This window comes from Treponema sp. OMZ 805, from assembly GCF_050937395.1.
Classification (GTDB): domain Bacteria; phylum Spirochaetota; class Spirochaetia; order Treponematales; family Treponemataceae; genus Treponema.
Window position 1 is genome coordinate 87,079 of sequence record NZ_JACCLP010000004.1, and the last position, 17,757, is coordinate 104,835.

Here is a 17,757-nt window from a genome sequence, read left to right on the forward strand (position 1 = left end):
TCTATATCTGTGAGAAGCTTATGGAGTCAGTGTAGGATATGCGGTATATTCTGTCAATTATATAGTAAGGTTATCACCGACTCATGGCGGTGCCGCAGATGCTGTTAAAAGTATTGATATACTGCTACCTTACCGGTTGCTATTCGTCGCGGCAGATTGCCAAGCAATGCCGAGAAAAAGTGCAGCGAATAAATATACGTTTGTGTGGAAAGGCTCGGTAGAAAAGTACGAAAAGAAACTTGATGAGAAAGTAAAAGAGTTGATAAAAGAAATTAACACGATTGCCGAACAAGAAAATGAGATATATGGAGATAAAGATTTACAGGAGCTTGGAGAAGGAGCAACGGTTACGAGTGAAGAGATCAAAGTGGTTGCGCAAAAGATAAACGACAAGCTTGAAGCGTTGGCAGAAAACAGTGAAAAAAAAGCAAAGACGGTTAAAAAAAACCGGAGAAAGCGAAGAAAGCACTTGAGAAAGAGTTACTGACGCGAAAAGAAAAATACAGTTAGTTCTGTGAAGCAGGGACTATACAATTGGTAATAAAACAAAACTTTTGGGACAGCCCCTGTCGTTGAGCGATATACTCGGACGTACATCGCTCAACAGCGGCACGGATGCCGCGCGTATTAAGCAGAAACAAGTTTGACACTGGTCAAACTTGTGTTCAGCGAAGTACACGGACGTACTTCGCTGAACGAGCAACGCCGTAGATGCGTCGTATCTCCAGCGCTTTTGAAAATAGTGGCACAGTAGATGCCCCTTTCCGTAAGCCTTTTGAAATAGACTGTTAAAAAACGTACATCCGTGTACGTTTTTTAACGACAAGTTTTTCTAACGAAAAACTTGCTACTGCTCACAACCACCGCCGTCCATGGCGGTACTGATACGTTGAGGATTGTCAGTAGCGGCACGGATGCCGCTCGTGATAACCGGAAGCGATGTTTCGGCTTCTGCCGAAACTCGCGCCAAAACTATACACGGATGTATAGTTTTGGCGCAGATGTGCCGCCTTTCCAGCGCTTTTGAAAATAGTGGTACCGGATACAAGGCGCAGAGCGAATAACACCCGCAGGCACGCTAACGAATGTACGTCCATGTACATTCGTTAGCTACGAATTTAGCCTTACGTCTAAATTCGTTTCTGCTTCATACCCCCGCCATCCTTGGCGGTTCTGAAAAGCTTTTGCCGTAAGCCTTTTGAAAATAGACGGGGCAGGTACGAGGCGCGAGCACAAATTAACCGCAGGCGTATCTTTGATACGTTGAGGATTAATTTGTGCGCAGCAACGAAGTAGATGCCCCGTATATTTCAAAAGGTGGTTAGCCTTTGCGGGATTCGTATACAACCGACCCCCCAATAAAATATTTGGAAAGTCCGAAGAATATCAACATCATCGGGATGCTGGCAATAACGGCAGCGGCCATCATTGCACCTTCGTCGGTGCTCCGTTCTGCCGTGAACGAGGTGATATACTGCGGGATGGTTTTCATCGTATCGGACTGGGAAACCAACAGTGGCCACAGCAGGTTATCCCACTGCGTCCTAAACGAAAGGATTGCGAGCGTCGCGATAACGGGTTTACAATTCGGCAGTACGATATGCGAATAGATGGAAAACTCATGCATACCGTCCACACGCGCTGCATCCAAAAACTCATTCGGAAAGGTAATAAGGTATTGTCGCATCATAAAAATACCGAAAGCGCTCACCATAAAGGGCAGTATCAGCCCCGTGTAGGTGTTTTGAATATGCAGCTTAGTCGCAATCATGTACAGCGGTATCATAATAGCCTCAAACGGAATCATCATCGTTGCCATAATCAGCATAAAGATGAGGTTGCGTCCACGGAATCTGAATTTCGCCAGTCCGTAACCGGTGATGGATGCGAGGAGAACCGTGGTAAATGATACGCTAATTGCCACGATAAACGAGTTGATAATATTCCGAACGTAAATGTAATTGCCGTCATTGCCTTTAATTGCCGTTATGAAGTTGACATACCGCCAGCTGTCGGGTATCCATTTATACGGCATCTGCATAATCTCTTTTCCCGACATAAATGAAGCGGTCAACATAAATACCAGCGGCATTACGGTAAAGGCTGCAAGCGCCAGCAATAATACCAGTTTAATAACCGAAAGCGCTCCCGTCGTCATAGATTGTTTCATAGTTAACTCCTATGCGTCTTACGGCGCTCTTTTAATAATCCGTCTCGTCGGGTTTTGACGAGCGGAATTGCAGCCATGTTAAAAGGAGCATCATTAAAAATAACACGATACTCATCGCGCTTGCACGGCCGATCCGCTGCAGCTTAATACCGGTCTGATAGATATTCAACGTGATAACGTTAATCGGCCCGAGCGACGCTCCGTTCTGGGTAAAAAGATATTGGGTGCTGAACGTTTTTAAACACTGCAGCATCGCCATAATTGAAACCAATACAACCGTCGGTTTGAGGAGCGGCAGCGTAATAGACCAAAAGACTTGGAATCTATTTGCACCGTCGATTAAAGCCGCTTCGTATACCACCGGAGGGATGGTTGAAAGGCCGGTAATAAAAAGAATAACGAAGTATCCGATATATTTCCAAAAATATACAATCATTGTAGAAAGTTGAAGCATCGTACTGTTTAGCAACCATTGATGGTCAACGCCGGGCGTGGAAAGCAGTTTATTAATCCAGTAATTTCCCAGTCCGCGAGGATCAAAAATAAGCAGCCAAATAGCCGCAGCGACAACCGATGAAAGGATAGCAGGCGTGTAATACGCTATCTGAAAAACTTTTTTTAAACTGTTCCGCTGCAATGAGCTGATAAGCACCGCAAACAAGAGACTTAATATCACAAGCGGTATAAATGTTCCCAATGTAAAGACAACTGTTGCACGCAGTGAATTTAAGAATGACATCGGATTATCGTATCGAGAAGCGTCAAAAATATAGAAATAATTTTGCAGCCCTACAAACTTAGGGGGAACATTGCTGAGTACGCGCTTATCGAAAAAGCTTTCGATGAATGCATTTATAATAGGATAAAAACTGAATACAGTAAAAAACAACACTGCCGGAGTAACAAAGATAACGCCCCACCGTGCGATTTTTTTTTCGATACCGCCGCTTTTTTTTGAGTTAGACATAACCGCTTTTCCTTTACCGATGAATAAGGTGGTTGCAGTCGGCTTTAATACCCTTTGTTACTGCGTGGAACAACCGCCATCCATGACGGTTGAGGAACGGCGGGTATTAAACCGAATGAAACAGCCTCTAAAAACACCGGTTTTTAGAGGCTGTTAATGAGTGTTTTAACTATTTGTTTTCTTCGTCAAGAATTTCTTGTGCTGTTGCTCGCAAAGACTCAAGTGCTTTTTCGGGAGCTACGCCGGACAGCATAACCGACTCAACTGCCGAGCGGATTGCCGTTTGCAGCTCAGCACTGTTCGCTCCGTAGTATACCATGTGTCCTTTGTTCATATCGTTGATAAATACATCGGAATACGGCATATCTTTAAGCGTCTGAGATTCGAGCAGGGCCTTGGTGGGCTGGATAATGTTACCGCCTTCCCGCAGATAATCTTCCCCGTGCTTGAGTAAAAAGCCGATGAGCTTCCATGCAGCCTGCTGCTTCGCCTTGGAAATATCGTTGTTCACCATTAAGAAATGTCCGTAATAGCAAGCGGGAACTTCTTTAACTGCGTCTTTAAATTGAGGGAACGGCACAACCATCCACTCACCGCTATTATAGAAGTCGGGATTATCCTTGCGGATCCGTCCCTGCTGGTATAAACCGGTCGTTGCCATTGCAATGTCGTTATTGTCTTTGTTGAACAGGTTACGTGCGCTCTTGTAGGTAGGAGAGCCGAGGTTCTTTCCGGAGGGACCCCAATCACGCATAAAGGTAAGGAATTTGATCCATGCTTCATCACCGACAATCGCTGTTTTTCCATCATCGCTGATCAGCTGACCACCGAGCTGTTCCACCATCGGAACAAAGGCAACAAGATAATACGGATAGCGGAAATCGAACCCTCTGCGTACCAAGATATCGCCGTCGCGGATAACCAATTTTTCGGAAACGGCAACCATATCCTCCCATGTTTTGGGATAATCTTTTTCGGGATCCAAACCGGCATCGCGGAAAATTTTCTTATTGATATAGATACACCAGTTGGTAATTTCAAGCGGCAAACCGTATACTTTTCCGTCTTTCGTTACGGCATTGAGAATTTCCGGCAAATAGCTATCATAGATCGCAGCCTGATCGGCATAACCGGCGGCTTTGGGATCGACCGGAGCAACTCTGCCATTCGCAATGTATGAATATTCATCTTCGATAGATAAATTGAAAATATCAGGCCCCTGATTAGCTGCAAACGCAGTCTGTACCAGTTCGATCAGCTTTGCAGCGCCCTGCGTCGTCCGCTCGACTTTGATATTCGGGTTATCCTTTTCAAATTCGGCGATAAGCTTTGTTTCAAGCTCGGTACGGGCGGGATCTTCATGCGTCCAATAATGAAGCGTGATAGGCCCCTCTTCCTTTTTTTCCTGCGCACACGACATAAGAGCCGCAATCATCAGCCCTGCAGACAGAATGCTAACCAATTTTTTTAACATAGGTTTCATACTCCTTCTTGCCCTCATCTGTAGATTTTATTTGTTACGTTGAGAACATCTTTTTTATTTTCTCACACTATCGCTGAAAGGTCAATTGGAAAAACAAGACATTGGAAAAAAGAGATACCGCACGAATAAAAAAAACGGCCGCGCGTTATGCACGGCCGTTAGCGTTAAAGTATTCGTTCTATACGCGGATTACTGTTTAATCGTAAATGTACCTTCGTTTATAAAGCGAGATTGCCCCGTTACTCCGATTGACGATGCATTTTCATTTGCACTAATAGGCGTTCCGTTGATTGATAGGGAACCTACCGTCGTCGTCGCGCCTTTTTCGTTGCTTACGAGAACGTAGAAATTTTTATTCGTATTTTCAACCGATACTTTTCCGCCTATATCGACGATACCACCTTGAACGATAAACTGTTCATTGCGTACGTCTTCTGCCTCAGGAGCAATACCGGGCTTGCCGCCTTTTCCCATATCGGGCCCCGGCGGTACCGCGCCGATAAACGGAGCAATTTTTCCGTCATTGTATCCGCTGATTTTGACATCACCTTTTACATAGGTGCCGAAGCCATCAAAGGCTGCACTTTGAAAAAATGCGTTTTTTCCTTTTGCAGTTGCTTCTACCGAACCCATCCTCGAAATTGTTTTTTCCGCACCTGTCCATCGGTTGTGCCCTGTTGCGACGATTGCAGCGGCTCCTCCGTTCGGACATTCCACTTTTACCTTACCGTCGACAGTCGCTTCGAAAACACCCTGCACGGTGTATATCGCCGAAAGCGGACCATCTTTGTCTTTTTCGGCTGCATTGTAGACATATACATTGCCAAAGCGAGCTTTCGGTCCTGTCTCCGTTACTTTACCGCCGAGGATGCCGCGTGCGGTATTAAAATTCGCTAATGCAACGGTTGCGTCCGCTGTCGTTCCCTTATTGTTGCATTTTACGATCATATGATCGACATCGATTGTACCACTTGGAGCGACATAGTAAAAGCCTGCCGTCGCGTTGTTTCTGTAGCCGGGGCTTCCGTCGACAGTACCATCGGGATTGTAAATTCCTTCGATTCCTTCTGCAACGATTTCAATCGTACCGAGTTTAATAAACGGTTCATCGATCCAATCCATACCGTCGGAATATTCTCCGCGGTCGAATTCGTTGATTGCAAAGATTGCGTTCCCGTGTATTTTATTTAATCCGTGAATGTACAATCTACCTCGCCCTATCAACGTCGAACCGCCGCCTCTGAGATTTCGTACCGTGCGGATTTTGGCAACGCCTGCACCGGCACCGCATGAAATTTGGAGATCACCGTCAATGCGGATTGAACCCGCGTACGGACTCGGATTCCCATCGGCTCCGACGGATCTGCCGTCTGCGAGCCAGAGAACTGCTGAATCATTTGCGTTGGCGTTGTTTGAACCAAGTATGAGCGTACCACCCTTATCGACATCGATCGCATGATTGAACGTATCGTTTAAAACACTTGTCGCTGCCGCATCATTTGCTTTTTGCGACACTTCAGGATTACTCGTTCCGGTACCGCCGACGATAAAATGAAATGTATCGAAATCATTGACGGTTTTTCCGCTCCATATTTGAAGCTTTGCGCCCGATTTTACTTTAATAAATTTTCCTGCCGGAACGAAAAGTGTTTTTTGTCCGTAAGATATAACTTTGCCGGGTACGCACACTTTGACGTCTGCACCGCGTTCGATGACGACACCGTCAAACGGCAAACCCGTATCGGCTGCTTTCCATTCGCGGATATCACCGTTCAAAAAACCGATGGTACTGTTTGCTGACCACCCGCCGTTAAAACCAAGCAGTGCGTTCATGTCTTCCTGATTTCGAATGACACGAACACGATCAGTCAGTACTGTAGCGCGAGTCGATACGCAAGATGCAAGAATTGCGATGAATGCCACTGTAAATATCAGTCGGATTCCCTGTTTCTTCCACTTATTCATATATACCTCCTCCATAAAAATTTTCTAATTTCAAATTCTTCAATCAACAACCCCGACGCAAGCGTCGGGGTTGTTGTTCTCATAAGGTGGTTGCAGTCGGCTTTAATACCCTTTGTTACGACGCAAGCGTCGGGGTATTAAACCCTCCGCACGAATCAATGACCGGATTATCCACTTCAATTTTGTCGTTGTCTTGATAGGGGGCAAGCGTCGATACCATGCGCATCACGGCATTTGATCGATTGATAACATAATGAACTTCCTTAGGTTCAATATGGATGAATTGCCCCTTTGTCAGATGGTGTACGACGTTATCGACAACAATATCTACCTCACCTTCAAGGATGTAAAAATTTTCTTCCATTATGTCGTGATAATGCGCTCTGAAATCCTGTCCCGGTTGGAACTGGACTATCGCAAAATTCATTCGAGGCCCTTTCATCAAATACTTCGGCCCGTGATCCTGAAAACGATACTCTTTATCTTTTTCATCTACTATAAACATATTATTCTCCTATTATTTCTATTTTCCGGTAATGCCCGGCGCAGCCCACATGTACTGCGTGATGCCGCGATCGCTCAAATCGAGTTGGGCATCGTATATATTCCGCCATATTTTATACATTTCCATGTATTTTTTATGATGTTCCATATTCGGCTGTAGTGTCGTTTCGATTTTCACCATCATCGCTGCCGCTTCTTTTATACTGCCGTATATACCGACACCTGTCGCCGCAAGCATTGCCGCCCCAAGCGCGGTTGCTTCTTTTACGACCGGTATGCGCAATGGAACACCGAGTGCATCGCATACGATTTGCGCCCATAACCGGCTCTTCGCAGCTCCGCCGCCGAACGTTACCGCGGACGGCAGTCCGCCGCCTTTTGATGCAACCAGCTGCATATGGCCGTAAGTGATCAGCGCAGTGCTTTCGAGGATGGAACGGTAAAAGGTGTACTTATTGAACAGCTCCGCTTCAAAGGTGAAGTTCGTAAACGTAGGGGCTGCATGGCGCCATGCGGAAAAATTCATAACATCGCTGAATGTGCAGAACATACCGTTCGAACCGACCGGGATTTTTTCGGCGCGTTCATCCATCAGCGCATAGACATCTTTACCTTGCGCGGCAGCTTCTTTTTGTTCTTCGGTACAAAATCCGTCGCGGTACCAGCGCATCATAAGGCCGGGCTTAAATGCAAGCGCTTCATACTGCCAAAGGTTCGGCTGTACATGGCAGTTCACCCGTATATCGCAGTCGTCCGATATGCTTCCGCTTGCGGTGTTATATTCATATTGCCAAAATGTCCCGCCGAAAACAGCTGCTTCGTTAGCTTCCGTTACGCCAACTCCGATTGTGCCGAGCTGAGCATCTCCGCCGCCGACAATAATAGGGGTTCCTTCTTTCAATCCGGTTTCTTTAGCGCCCTCTTTGCTGACGTGGGAAACGAGCGTACCGCATTCCTGTACCGGCGGGAAGATATCGCTTTTAAGACCGCAACGATCTGGAATCGTTTTATCCCATGTCCGCTTTGTCAATGAAAAAAGCCCGCTTGTAGAGCCGTTACTCGGTTCCACAACCAGTTTCCCGCTCATTTTATAAATGAGCCAGTCGTTAAACATACCGAGAGAAGCAATGTTCTCATATACTTCCGGCAAATTATTTTTTACCCAAAGGATACGCGGCAACGCACTGAGCGAATACGTTTGTCCGGTCTCAAGGTAGAGTTCATGTTCAAGGGAGAGCGACTTTTTTTTAAGCTGTACCACTTCGTCGGTACTACGCGCATCGACATTTGCACAAGCCCAGATTTCTTTTCCTGTCTTATCGTATAAGATAATCCCTTCGCGCATACAAGTTGTCGAAACGGCAACGATGTCGGCGTTGTTGATGTGTGATTTTTCCATTACTCCGGCGATACAGCGGCGCGCATAGTCCCAATTTTTTTCCCAATCGAAGTTCATACTCCCGGGATATTTCGGATCTTCAAGATGTTCCCATTCTTGCTGCACGCATTCGATTTGATTTCCTTTTACATCAAAAATGACAGCGCGAACGCTCCCCGTACCGGCATCTATAGCCATCAAATACTTTTCACTCATAGAACCTTCCTTTTGTGGGAAATTTTATCTAAAATTTCCCACAATTTTTTCAGAATAAAGGCAAACGCATCAGAGGCGAGTAGAACATATTCGCAGAATAAGAGGCTCGTCGACCATTTGAACCGCGAAGTGGTTCAACTCTGGTTGAACAGACTCTTATTCTGCGGGACTGCTAAAAAAAGTCTGATGCGTTTGCCTTCCTTTACTTATTTTCGATAAGCCACTCTGCGGTTGCTTCATCCGTTATGAGAATATTCGGGTACTGTCCCCGAAGCGCCGCTCTGATTGCGGTGCGTTTAACCGTTCCTGCAGCAACGGCAATGACATTGTGTAGTTTCTTTAATGCTTCCGGTGAATACGTGATAAGGCGTTCTTCGGTAGATACCGGAATAAAAGTTCCGTTTTCGTCAAAAAAATGAGCAAGCACATCACCCGCAGCGCCGCGCATTTTGAGAAAATCGAAATCGTTTTTTTGTATGATACCGGACTTAATAACAGTCGCATTATCATCCATACCGCCGATGCCGATAACCGAACAGCTTGCCGTCGGGTGCATCCGCGAAATTTCAATAACGGCCGTTTCCTTTTTTATTGCGTCAACAATTTCTTTTGTCGATGCAACGAAAGGAGCCGGAATAAGGTAGAGTGATGCATTTCCGGCAGAGAGCTGTGTGTTGAGCAGATAAATACTGACTCCACCGGTGAGCGAGATATACGTCGGTTTCTTTTTTGAAATTTGTGAAAAATAGTTCATAAATCGTCCGGTCGTATCACCATATCCGATATTGATGATGGGTGTGTCGGAAAAGTGTTCGTCGATGTACATGGCAGCTGCCTTCGCAACCGCATCGTTAAGCGTTTCGGAGGTATGGCGTTCATCGGAAGGGATTACAAAGGCATCATCAAGCCGGTAGATATCGATCAGCTCTTGCTCAGTTTTCAACCTGCCTCTAAAATCGTTATGAATGCTGATTTGCACAACGTTTTCCCGTTCAGCCTTTTCAAGCAATCTGATAACACGCATACGGGAAACACCGAGCATATCAGCTATTTCTTTTTGCGTTTTCTTTTGTATGTAATAATACCATGCAATACGTACGATAAGCTCTTTTTCCCAATCATCCGCCATTGTATTTTTTTCTCCCAAACGAACAAAATATCACACTATGAACATATTATCACATTAGATCTAAAAAAACAAGATTTAACTAACAGATTATTAGGACTAAATATTCGTTTTCTTCATAAGTTAATTGATAAAACTTTAAAACAGCAAGAAATTCCTATCTCGCTGAAATTTTGCTATTTTATCAAATATACATTTGACAAATCGTTTTTTTCGTCTTATACTTAATTTATTGATAAATGTTCACATCAAGAACAAAAGTTCTTTAATTTTTACTCTTGAGCGAGAGAGGAAACAACCTATGGATGAAAACGCAGCGCCGTTGCTGTCGGTAAAGAAAATCTATAAATCTTTCGGTTCCAATGCCGTACTTAAAGGCGTTGACCTTAATGTCTACCCGGGAGACATCCTTGCCCTTATCGGAGGTAACGGTGCCGGTAAAAGCACGCTGGTAAAGACTATTATGGGAATAAACAGACCGGAAAGCGGTGATATCCTTGTAGACGGGAAGCCTATTCATTATGGAAGCCCGTCGGCCTCGCTGCACGCAGGAGTATATCTTATACCGCAGGAGCCGATGCTTTTTTCAAATATGACGCTTGAAGAAAATATTTTGATGGGGATTCCCGGTAAAAAGAAGGAGCTTCATAAGCGTCTTATGGATATTATGCAGCAGCTCGGCTGGAAACTCGATTTTGATAGAACAGCGCGTACGCTCTCGATTGCGGAACAGCAGTTGGTAGAAATTTTACGGGGTCTGATGCGTGAGGCGCGTATCATGTTTTTTGACGAACCGACTTCTTCACTTACGTTTGAAGAGGTTAACTCCCTTTTTAACATTATCGCCGAATTGAAAAAAAAGAAAGTCGGCGTCATTTATATAACACATCGTTTAAATGAAGTATTTGCTATAGCAAACCGCATTGCGCTTTTGATAGATGGTACTATTACGATGGACGGCGACACCAAAGACTTTACATACGATATGTTGTTAAAAGGGCTTGCACCGGAAAGTGTCGAAAAAATGCTCGAAGAAAAAACGATTGAGACGACGGAAGTCGAAAAAAAAGAGCCGGTACTTTCACTTAAAAATCTCAGCGGCTACGGTTTTGCCGATGTCAATCTTGATGTCTATCCCGGAGAAGTTCTCGGTATGACCGGTGTCGTAGGAGCCGGTAAAACGGAGCTCGCAACGACACTTTACGGCCGCGATAAGGTGCTGAGCGGAAAAGTGTATTTAAACGGAGAAGATATTACGGGGTTGAAGACTAAGCGGATCATTGCAAAGGGGATCAATTATCTTCCCGAAGACCGGTTTTTAAACGGGATTTTTAAATTGACAACGGTGCGTAATAATATTACTTCCATAAGACTTACAACATTAAAGCGAATGCTTATCAATACCGTGCAGGAAAAATCGCTTGCAAAAAAATACATCGATGAATTTCATATTAAAGTTACCGGCGACGGCCAGATAATGGGTTCTCTTTCCGGCGGTAATCAGCAAAAAGTGATTATCGGAAGATGTTTTTCTACAAATCCGCACCTTGTTATTCTTGACGAACCGACACGTGGTGTTGATGCGGGAGCTCGCAGCGATGTGTACGCGATTATCAAAGAGCTTAAAAAAACAGGCGTAGCTATCTTACTGATCAGTTCCGATATGGAAGAAATCATTACGATGAGCGATCGTGTGGTTACCATGTACCGCGGTAGAATTAATCATGAATTTTCAAAAGATGAAATAAACGAACAGGCGCTGATGGCTGCTTCTTTCGGTGTAGAAAAAGGGATGGTTGGATAAATGCAGTATATATCCTTTAAGCGGATTGTTAAGGCAAGAAGCCTCTTTTCGCTTGCGGTAGTAGTTATACTTTTTCTTCTTGTCGGTATCGTTAATCCCGATTTTCTCGGTACGCGAAATTTAATGCAGACGGTAAACTCAAGCGTCGTATTTGCGCTTTTGTCTATCGGTATCGCATTTGTACTGATTATCGGTGAAATCGACGTTTCAGTCGGCGCAGTGATGGGGTTAACTGCTGCGGTAAGCGCAACGTTAATTCGTGACGGCAGTCCGTGGACGCTTGCTATTTTAGCGGCCGTCGGAATCGGTATCGTATGCGGTCTCATAAACGGCTATGGGCTCGTATATCTCGGTATTCCTTCCATTATTATGACACTTGGTATGAACGGTGTTATCCGCGGTCTTATCTATGTCTATACCGGCGGAAAATGGGTTGAAAACATTCCGTTTGAGTATAAGGCGATCAGTCAAGCGACTGTCGGCGGTATCACTTACATTTACTTGGCAACATTCATTATCGCAGTCGGCGGTTCACTATTACTGCGGCGTATTGCCGTAGGACGAAATTTTTATGCGGTAGGGGACAATATCGGCGGCGCCGAGCTGGTTGGTATTCCGGTAAAGCGTACGCGGATAAGCTCCTTTGTGCTCAGTTCGTTCTTTGCCGCAGCAGCCGGTTGTATCTATGTAAGCCGCATCGGATTTGTTACGCCGATTGCAGGAAACGGTTACGAAATGAAAGCGATTGCGGCCTGCGTTCTAGGCGGCATCAGTCTGTCCGGCGGCGTAGGTTCGTTGTTCGGTGCGCTGATAGGAGCCATCATCATGGCGTCGATAGACCGCATCCTCGTATTTTTAAAATTTTCTTCCGATTATGACAGCACGATTACCGGTATTTTATTGATTACGATTGTTACGATAGACGGACTGGTACAGCATTATGCGGCTGAAAAGGCGCGGAGAACGCGCCTCTTAGCAAAGACAGCCGGAACGGAGAGTAGGTAGCTATATGGGAAAGAAACGGTTTGCTTTTACAAATGAATTACTGCTGATTGCCGTTATTGTATGCGAAATTATCTTATTCGGTATGTTGAACCCGCGCTTTTTACGTCCGATTGTACTGCTCGGTTCAATCAATGACTTTATTTCAATCTGCATCATCTCGCTTTTTGTAACGATGGTTATTATTGCCGGCGGGATGGATATTCAGGCAGGTTCAATAGTCGGGCTTTCGTCGATTGTTGTGGGCGTATTCTTTCAAAGCGGTGTAAATATCTATGCGGCCTGTTTGCTTGCGATTCTTGCAGGTATACTGTGCGGACTGTTAAGCGGTTTTATTATTGCGTATACCAATGTGCCGCCCATGGTTGTAACACTCGGCGGTTCGTTTTTGTATTCCGGTTTAGCGGTTTCGATTACCCGTATTGCAAAGGTTGAATTGTACAAGGGTATCAGCGGTTTCCCTGCTGCATTTACAGCAGTTACGCAGTTCCGTTTTTTTGGAATTATTCCTTCTCAAATTTTATTGTTTTTAATTATGGCGATAATTGCCTATATTATTCTGCACCGTACTGCCTACGGACGTTCCGTGTATTTGTGCGGTATTAACTCGAATGCAGCCGAATTTTCCGGGGTAAATACGCGATTTATCAAGATGACGACGTATGCGCTTTCCGGAGCCGGTGCGGCAATCGCCGGGATTGTACTTACCTCATATCTTGGTACCGCAAAGGCGGACTTTGGTAAAGAATTAACCCTGCCGGTTATAACGGCCGTCGTACTCGGCGGTACGGCAATTACCGGCGGGAGCGGCAGTATTTTCGGGACGGCGCTTTCTGCGCTGGTAATTGGAATTATGCGATTCGGTTTATCGATGGCAGGAGTCAATACTCAGTATCTTGATATACCGGTCGGCATGTTACTGCTCATTATTGTTGCATCTCGCGGATTTTCCGGGAAAGGCTTTTCGAGCAATCTCACCGGTATTTTCCGCAAGCGATAGGGGATGACATCTTTAATAGTTCTACTTTTAAAGATGTCTATAGGTGAAAACAACGGACGACAAAATCAGGAGGTAAAAAATGAAAAAACTGATGTCGATTATGTTGGCAGCGCTCTTGGTCGGCGTACCGGTATTTGCCGGCGGCTCAAGTGATCAGGGCTCTGGTGGTTCAAAGAAAGACGTTGTTGTCGTATTTATTCCGAAAATCAGCGGCAATGCTTTTTTTGAAGTAGCAAATGAAGGCGCTCAAAAACTGGCAAAGCAGGTCGGTTTTACCGTAAAGTATGACGGCAGCCCCGATGCAGCAGTGGCGAATCAGGTTAATATCATTAACAATGCTATTCAGCAAGGTGCCGATGCAATCTCAATTTCGACCGTTGATGCAGCCGGTGTCGATCAAGCATTGAAAGCAGCGCGCAAGGCCGGTCTTGCCGTTATGACATGGGACTCCGATTCCAATCCCGATGCTCGGCAGCTTATGACATCTCAGGGAACCCCCGATATCCTCGGCAAAATGCTTGTTGATATGGGCGTTACCTCTCTTAAAGAAAGAGGTAAAAATCCCGATACGGATGTTATCAAATACTGCTGGCACTATTCTCAGGCAACTGTTACCGATCAGAATTCATGGCATGTCGCAGGCGAAGCTTATATTCGCCAAAAGTATCCCAAATGGGTTAATGTTGCGCCGGATAACTACTATTCGAACCAAGATGCGGAACGTGCAATTACAGTTGGAGAAGCGGTTCTGTCTGCTCACAAAGATATCGACTTAATTATTTGTAACGACTCAACCGCTCTTCCCGGTCAGTGTCAAGCCGCACAAAACCTTGGTCTTAATCAGAAAAAGGTAACTATTACCGGTTTTGCAACGCCGAATGCGATTAAGGGCTATTGCCGTGCAGGTATTCTTACTCGCTGGGGCTTGTGGGATTGCGGTATTCAAGGTGCAATTTCCTGTTACCTCGCCTACTGGGCAGCAACAGGACACAGTATGAAAGTCGGCGACACAATCGATATTCCTACCATCGGTAAGGTAACTATTCAGCCGAACACGGTACTTGATCCGAAAGCTTATACGGCAAACAATTCCGGTGTTGTATTGCTTCCGGAACGTGCAGTATTCACAAAAGAAAACATGGATAAATATAACTTCTAAATAGAGGTTATAGGGGAACCTTTAAAGACACAGCCGTTTTTAGAGGTTCCCTGTTATCACTTTAAATGATAGGAATGATAGTATGGCAGATTTAGACGGTTTAAAAACAGCTCACGATTATCACACGGATGTCCCTTTCGCCGTTGACGGAGCATTTTATGTAAAAGGGGCCGGCAATCTCGACTGGGGTATGAAAAAACACTTGTCGAATATTTTTAATCCTCAAACCGGTAATACCGTGATGTTTGCATTTGATCACGGTTATTTTATGGGGTCCGTTTCGGGACTCGAACGGCTCGACCTTTTAATTCCCCAGCTTAATGATCATGTCGATGTCCTTATGGCAACACGAGGAGCATTGCGCACCTGTGTACGCCCTGATTGCAAAAAAGCTATTGCGCTCAGAGTGTCTTCCGGTTCTTCTATGGTACAGGATGACTTAACCCATGAAGTTGTTGCCGTCAATATTGAAGATGCGATAAGGATGAATACCGACTGTCTTGCAGTTCAGACTTTTATCGGCGGCGACGGTCAGCTGGAAAGCATCGATAATCTTTCTGCGGTTATTAATGCGGGAATCCGTTATAGCATACCGACCCTTGGCGTAGTCGCAGTCGGTAAGAATATGGAACGCACCGCACAGTATTTTAAACTTGCAACACGTATTATTGCCGAACTCGGTGCAAACATCATAAAAACGTATTATTGTGAAGATTTTGAAGAAATCGTTGCTGCATGTCCGGTACCGATTGTAGTAGCCGGCGGGAAAAAGCTCCCCGAAAAAGAAGCGCTCGAATTGGCTTATCATGCAATCCGCGACGGAGCCAGAGGGCTTGATATGGGACGTAATATTTTTCAGAGCGCTCATCCTGTAGCAATGGCCGATGCAATCGGAAAAATCGTTCACCACAAATATACCGACAAAGAAGCGTTTGAATTCTATACGGAACAAATTAATAAAAAATAGGCATTGGACTAGGGCAAACGAATCTGACATGTTTGCCCTTTCTCTCAGCTTTTTAGTAGGAAGGCCGATTAATCGGTACCGTTTAATCGGCCTTCCCAGTCTTTACAAAAGACAGTGAGCAAGTATCTCTTACCGCCGTTTTGCAAGCGCCGTACTGATCCTCGTGCCGATAAATTGAATAAGCTCTACCATCACTAAAATGACGATGACCGCCGCCAGCATAATATCGCTGCGGAACCGCTGATAGCCGTACCGTATCGCCAAATCGCCGAGACCGCCGCCGCCGATTGCACCTGCCATTGCCGAATACCCGATAAGGTTGATAATAGTGAGCGTAATACCTGCAACGAGGGGCGGCAGCGCTTCCGGTATCATCACTTTAAAGATAATCTCCATCGTAGAAGAGCCCATCGCGAGAGCCGCTTGGATAACACCGCGGTCGATTTCCAGCAAGGCGCTTTCGATAACCCGTGCAACAAAGGGGGCGGCGGCGATGGAAAGCGGCACGACCGTTGCGGCGGTTCCGATGCTGGTACCGATGATGAGCCGCGAAAACGGAAAGAGCAAAATCATCAATATAATAAACGGGAATGAACGTAATACGTTTACCACCCGGTCGATAAGTTGATGCAACACCGGTCTCGGCATAAGGTTCCCCTCCGCAGTGATGCATAGCAGCACGCCGAGCGGCGCTCCGAGTATAAAAGAAAAAAGCGTAGAAAAGAATACCATTATGAGCGTTTGCGCCGTCGCTGTTCCCACAAGCTGTACTAACGTTGACCATGAACTCATTGATGTGTCTCCTCTACTTTGATGCCGTTTTGATTAAGATAAGCAAACGCTTTTTGCATATCTTCGGGTGAACCGTTAATATCGACAAAGAGGGTTCCGACCACCGTTTCACCGACCTTTTGCATACCGCCTGCACAGATATTAAATTCAATGCCATAATCGCGGGAAATTTTACTCAAAACCGGCTCACTCGTGGGTTCACCGGAGAACCGGAGCGTATAGGCGCCGCCGCTTTTAGACCATCGGATAAGCTGTGTGTCTTCGGGATTGAGCGGGTTGATATGCATTAAGAAGTCTTTGGTTACTTCCGACTTCGGCGCAGAAAAGATTTCACGCACGGAACCCGTTTCCGCCACGGCGCCGTTATCGATAACGGCCACTTGCTGGCAACAATCGCGCACCACTTCCATCTGATGCGTTATCATCACAACACTTAAATTCATATCCTTTTGCAGCCGCTTGAGCAGCTCCAAAATTGAGCGTGTTGTCTGCGGGTCAAGTGCGCTCGTCGCTTCGTCGCAAAAGAGGATATCGGGAGAAACCGCCAAGGCACGGGCAATAGCCACCCGCTGTTTTTGTCCACCGGATAGGGTACTTACCCGTGCATCGCCGCGTCCTTCAAGCCCGACAACATTCAGCATTTCTTCCACTTTTGCTGCGATAGCACGCTTCGGCATTCCGGCAATTTCAAGCGGATAGGCGATATTGCCCGCAGCCGTGCGCGATGCAAATAAATTGAAATTCTGAAAAATCATCCCGATTTTTTTATGTTGATTGCGTAAGAGCTTGCCTGTCAAGGTGTCTACGCGGGAGTCACCATAGTAAATCTCGCCCGAATCCACCGGTTCCAAAAGGCTTATCAGCCGCACGAGCGTCGATTTTCCCGCGCCGCTTTTTCCGATAATCCCGAAAATCGTATTGGAAGGAATTTCAAGGCTGATATTATCCACCGCTTGAAGTTCTCCGTACCGTTTGTTTACGTTTACTAACCGTATCATCCGTACATACAAACAAAATATAAAAGCTCTGTCAAGTTATTATTGCCGATGCGTCAGGGTAAACACATCAGACGTTTTGTTGATCACCCCGCAAAATCAGGAGGCTGTTCAAGCAGAGTTGAACCTCTTCGCGGTTCAAATGCTTGCCCACCCTCCTGATTTTGCGATCTATATTCTATTCGTCTGATGCGTTTACCCCTTTGCTGAAAAAATGTACGAAATTTTA

17 protein-coding genes are annotated in these 17,757 nt (G+C 45.6%); 7 read left to right on the forward strand and 10 right to left on the reverse strand.

Features of this window, described 5'->3' with window-relative positions:
- Window positions 1-98: 98 nt before the first annotated feature.
- Together HGH47_RS04800 and HGH47_RS04805 are read left to right on the forward strand one after the other, a co-directional pair.
- Window positions 99-221 carry a transposase gene (locus tag HGH47_RS04800; RefSeq protein WP_212565845.1) on the forward strand — a complete coding sequence of 41 codons (123 nt, stop codon included), beginning with the start codon at window positions 99-101 and terminating at the stop codon, window positions 219-221.
- Complete coding sequence (locus HGH47_RS04805; protein WP_212565844.1) at window positions 167-487, forward strand: hypothetical protein; 321 nt, start codon at window positions 167-169, stop codon at window positions 485-487. The genes HGH47_RS04800 and HGH47_RS04805 overlap by 55 nt, the downstream gene beginning before the upstream one ends.
- Before the next feature lie 360 nt (window positions 488-847).
- Here the strand turns inward: HGH47_RS04805 and HGH47_RS04810 are convergent, their stop codons facing one another.
- The 8 genes from HGH47_RS04810 to HGH47_RS04845 form a co-directional block, all read right to left on the reverse strand.
- Window positions 848-970 (reverse strand): hypothetical protein, encoded by a 123-nt coding sequence (locus tag HGH47_RS04810; RefSeq protein ID WP_269140249.1) that lies wholly within the window; start codon window positions 968-970, stop codon window positions 848-850.
- Between the two features lie 351 nt (window positions 971-1,321).
- Window positions 1,322-2,170 carry a carbohydrate ABC transporter permease gene (locus tag HGH47_RS04815; protein WP_432910721.1) on the reverse strand — a complete coding sequence of 283 codons (849 nt, stop codon included), beginning with the start codon at window positions 2,168-2,170 and terminating at the stop codon, window positions 1,322-1,324.
- A 31-nt stretch (window positions 2,171-2,201) separates the two neighbouring features.
- The gene (locus HGH47_RS04820; RefSeq protein WP_432910723.1) at window positions 2,202-3,137 is read right to left on the reverse strand and encodes a carbohydrate ABC transporter permease; all 936 of its coding nucleotides are present in this window, start codon (window positions 3,135-3,137) and stop codon (window positions 2,202-2,204) included.
- 169 nt (window positions 3,138-3,306) lie between these two features.
- Entirely contained in the window at window positions 3,307-4,611 is a 1,305-nt protein-coding gene (locus HGH47_RS04825; RefSeq protein ID WP_432910860.1) for an ABC transporter substrate-binding protein, read from the reverse strand.
- Between the two features lie 198 nt (window positions 4,612-4,809).
- On the reverse strand, window positions 4,810-6,585 hold the full coding sequence (locus HGH47_RS04830; protein ID WP_432910726.1) for a hypothetical protein: 1,776 nt from the start codon (window positions 6,583-6,585) through the stop codon (window positions 4,810-4,812).
- A 115-nt stretch (window positions 6,586-6,700) separates the two neighbouring features.
- Complete coding sequence (locus tag HGH47_RS04835) at window positions 6,701-7,090, reverse strand: cupin domain-containing protein (RefSeq protein ID WP_253676050.1); 390 nt, start codon at window positions 7,088-7,090, stop codon at window positions 6,701-6,703.
- Between the two features lie 18 nt (window positions 7,091-7,108).
- Window positions 7,109-8,683 carry an autoinducer-2 kinase gene (gene lsrK / locus HGH47_RS04840; RefSeq protein WP_432910730.1) on the reverse strand — a complete coding sequence of 525 codons (1,575 nt, stop codon included), beginning with the start codon at window positions 8,681-8,683 and terminating at the stop codon, window positions 7,109-7,111.
- A gap of 202 nt (window positions 8,684-8,885) precedes the next feature.
- Window positions 8,886-9,812, reverse strand: a complete 927-nt coding sequence (locus HGH47_RS04845) for a sugar-binding transcriptional regulator (RefSeq protein ID WP_432910733.1) — start codon at window positions 9,810-9,812, stop codon at window positions 8,886-8,888.
- Window positions 9,813-10,110: 298 nt separating this feature from the next.
- On the opposite strand from HGH47_RS04845, the gene HGH47_RS04850 reads away from it, so the two are divergent.
- The 5 genes from HGH47_RS04850 (at window position 10,111) to lsrF (ending at window position 15,741) form a co-directional block, all read left to right on the forward strand.
- Window positions 10,111-11,613: a sugar ABC transporter ATP-binding protein gene (locus tag HGH47_RS04850; RefSeq protein WP_432910736.1), complete on the forward strand. Its 1,503-nt coding sequence runs from the start codon at window positions 10,111-10,113 to the stop codon at window positions 11,611-11,613.
- Window positions 11,614-12,618 carry an ABC transporter permease gene (locus HGH47_RS04855; protein ID WP_432910739.1) on the forward strand — a complete coding sequence of 335 codons (1,005 nt, stop codon included), beginning with the start codon at window positions 11,614-11,616 and terminating at the stop codon, window positions 12,616-12,618.
- 4 nt (window positions 12,619-12,622) lie between these two features.
- A complete protein-coding gene (locus HGH47_RS04860; RefSeq protein WP_044014764.1) occupies window positions 12,623-13,615 on the forward strand; it encodes an ABC transporter permease in 993 nt (330 codons plus the stop codon).
- Window positions 13,616-13,694: 79 nt separating this feature from the next.
- Window positions 13,695-14,774: a substrate-binding domain-containing protein gene (locus tag HGH47_RS04865; RefSeq protein WP_315441810.1), complete on the forward strand. Its 1,080-nt coding sequence runs from the start codon at window positions 13,695-13,697 to the stop codon at window positions 14,772-14,774.
- An 82-nt stretch (window positions 14,775-14,856) separates the two neighbouring features.
- Window positions 14,857-15,741 (forward strand): 3-hydroxy-5-phosphonooxypentane-2,4-dione thiolase, encoded by an 885-nt coding sequence (gene lsrF / locus HGH47_RS04870; protein WP_432910744.1) that lies wholly within the window; start codon window positions 14,857-14,859, stop codon window positions 15,739-15,741.
- 129 nt (window positions 15,742-15,870) lie between these two features.
- Here the strand turns inward: lsrF and HGH47_RS04875 are convergent, their stop codons facing one another.
- Together HGH47_RS04875 and HGH47_RS04880 are read right to left on the reverse strand one after the other, a co-directional pair.
- Complete coding sequence (locus tag HGH47_RS04875) at window positions 15,871-16,533, reverse strand: methionine ABC transporter permease (protein ID WP_432910747.1); 663 nt, start codon at window positions 16,531-16,533, stop codon at window positions 15,871-15,873.
- A complete protein-coding gene (locus tag HGH47_RS04880) occupies window positions 16,530-17,531 on the reverse strand; it encodes a methionine ABC transporter ATP-binding protein (RefSeq protein WP_212565832.1) in 1,002 nt (333 codons plus the stop codon). Before HGH47_RS04880 ends, HGH47_RS04875 begins: the two co-directional genes overlap by 4 nt.
- Window positions 17,532-17,757: the final 226 nt, after the last annotated feature.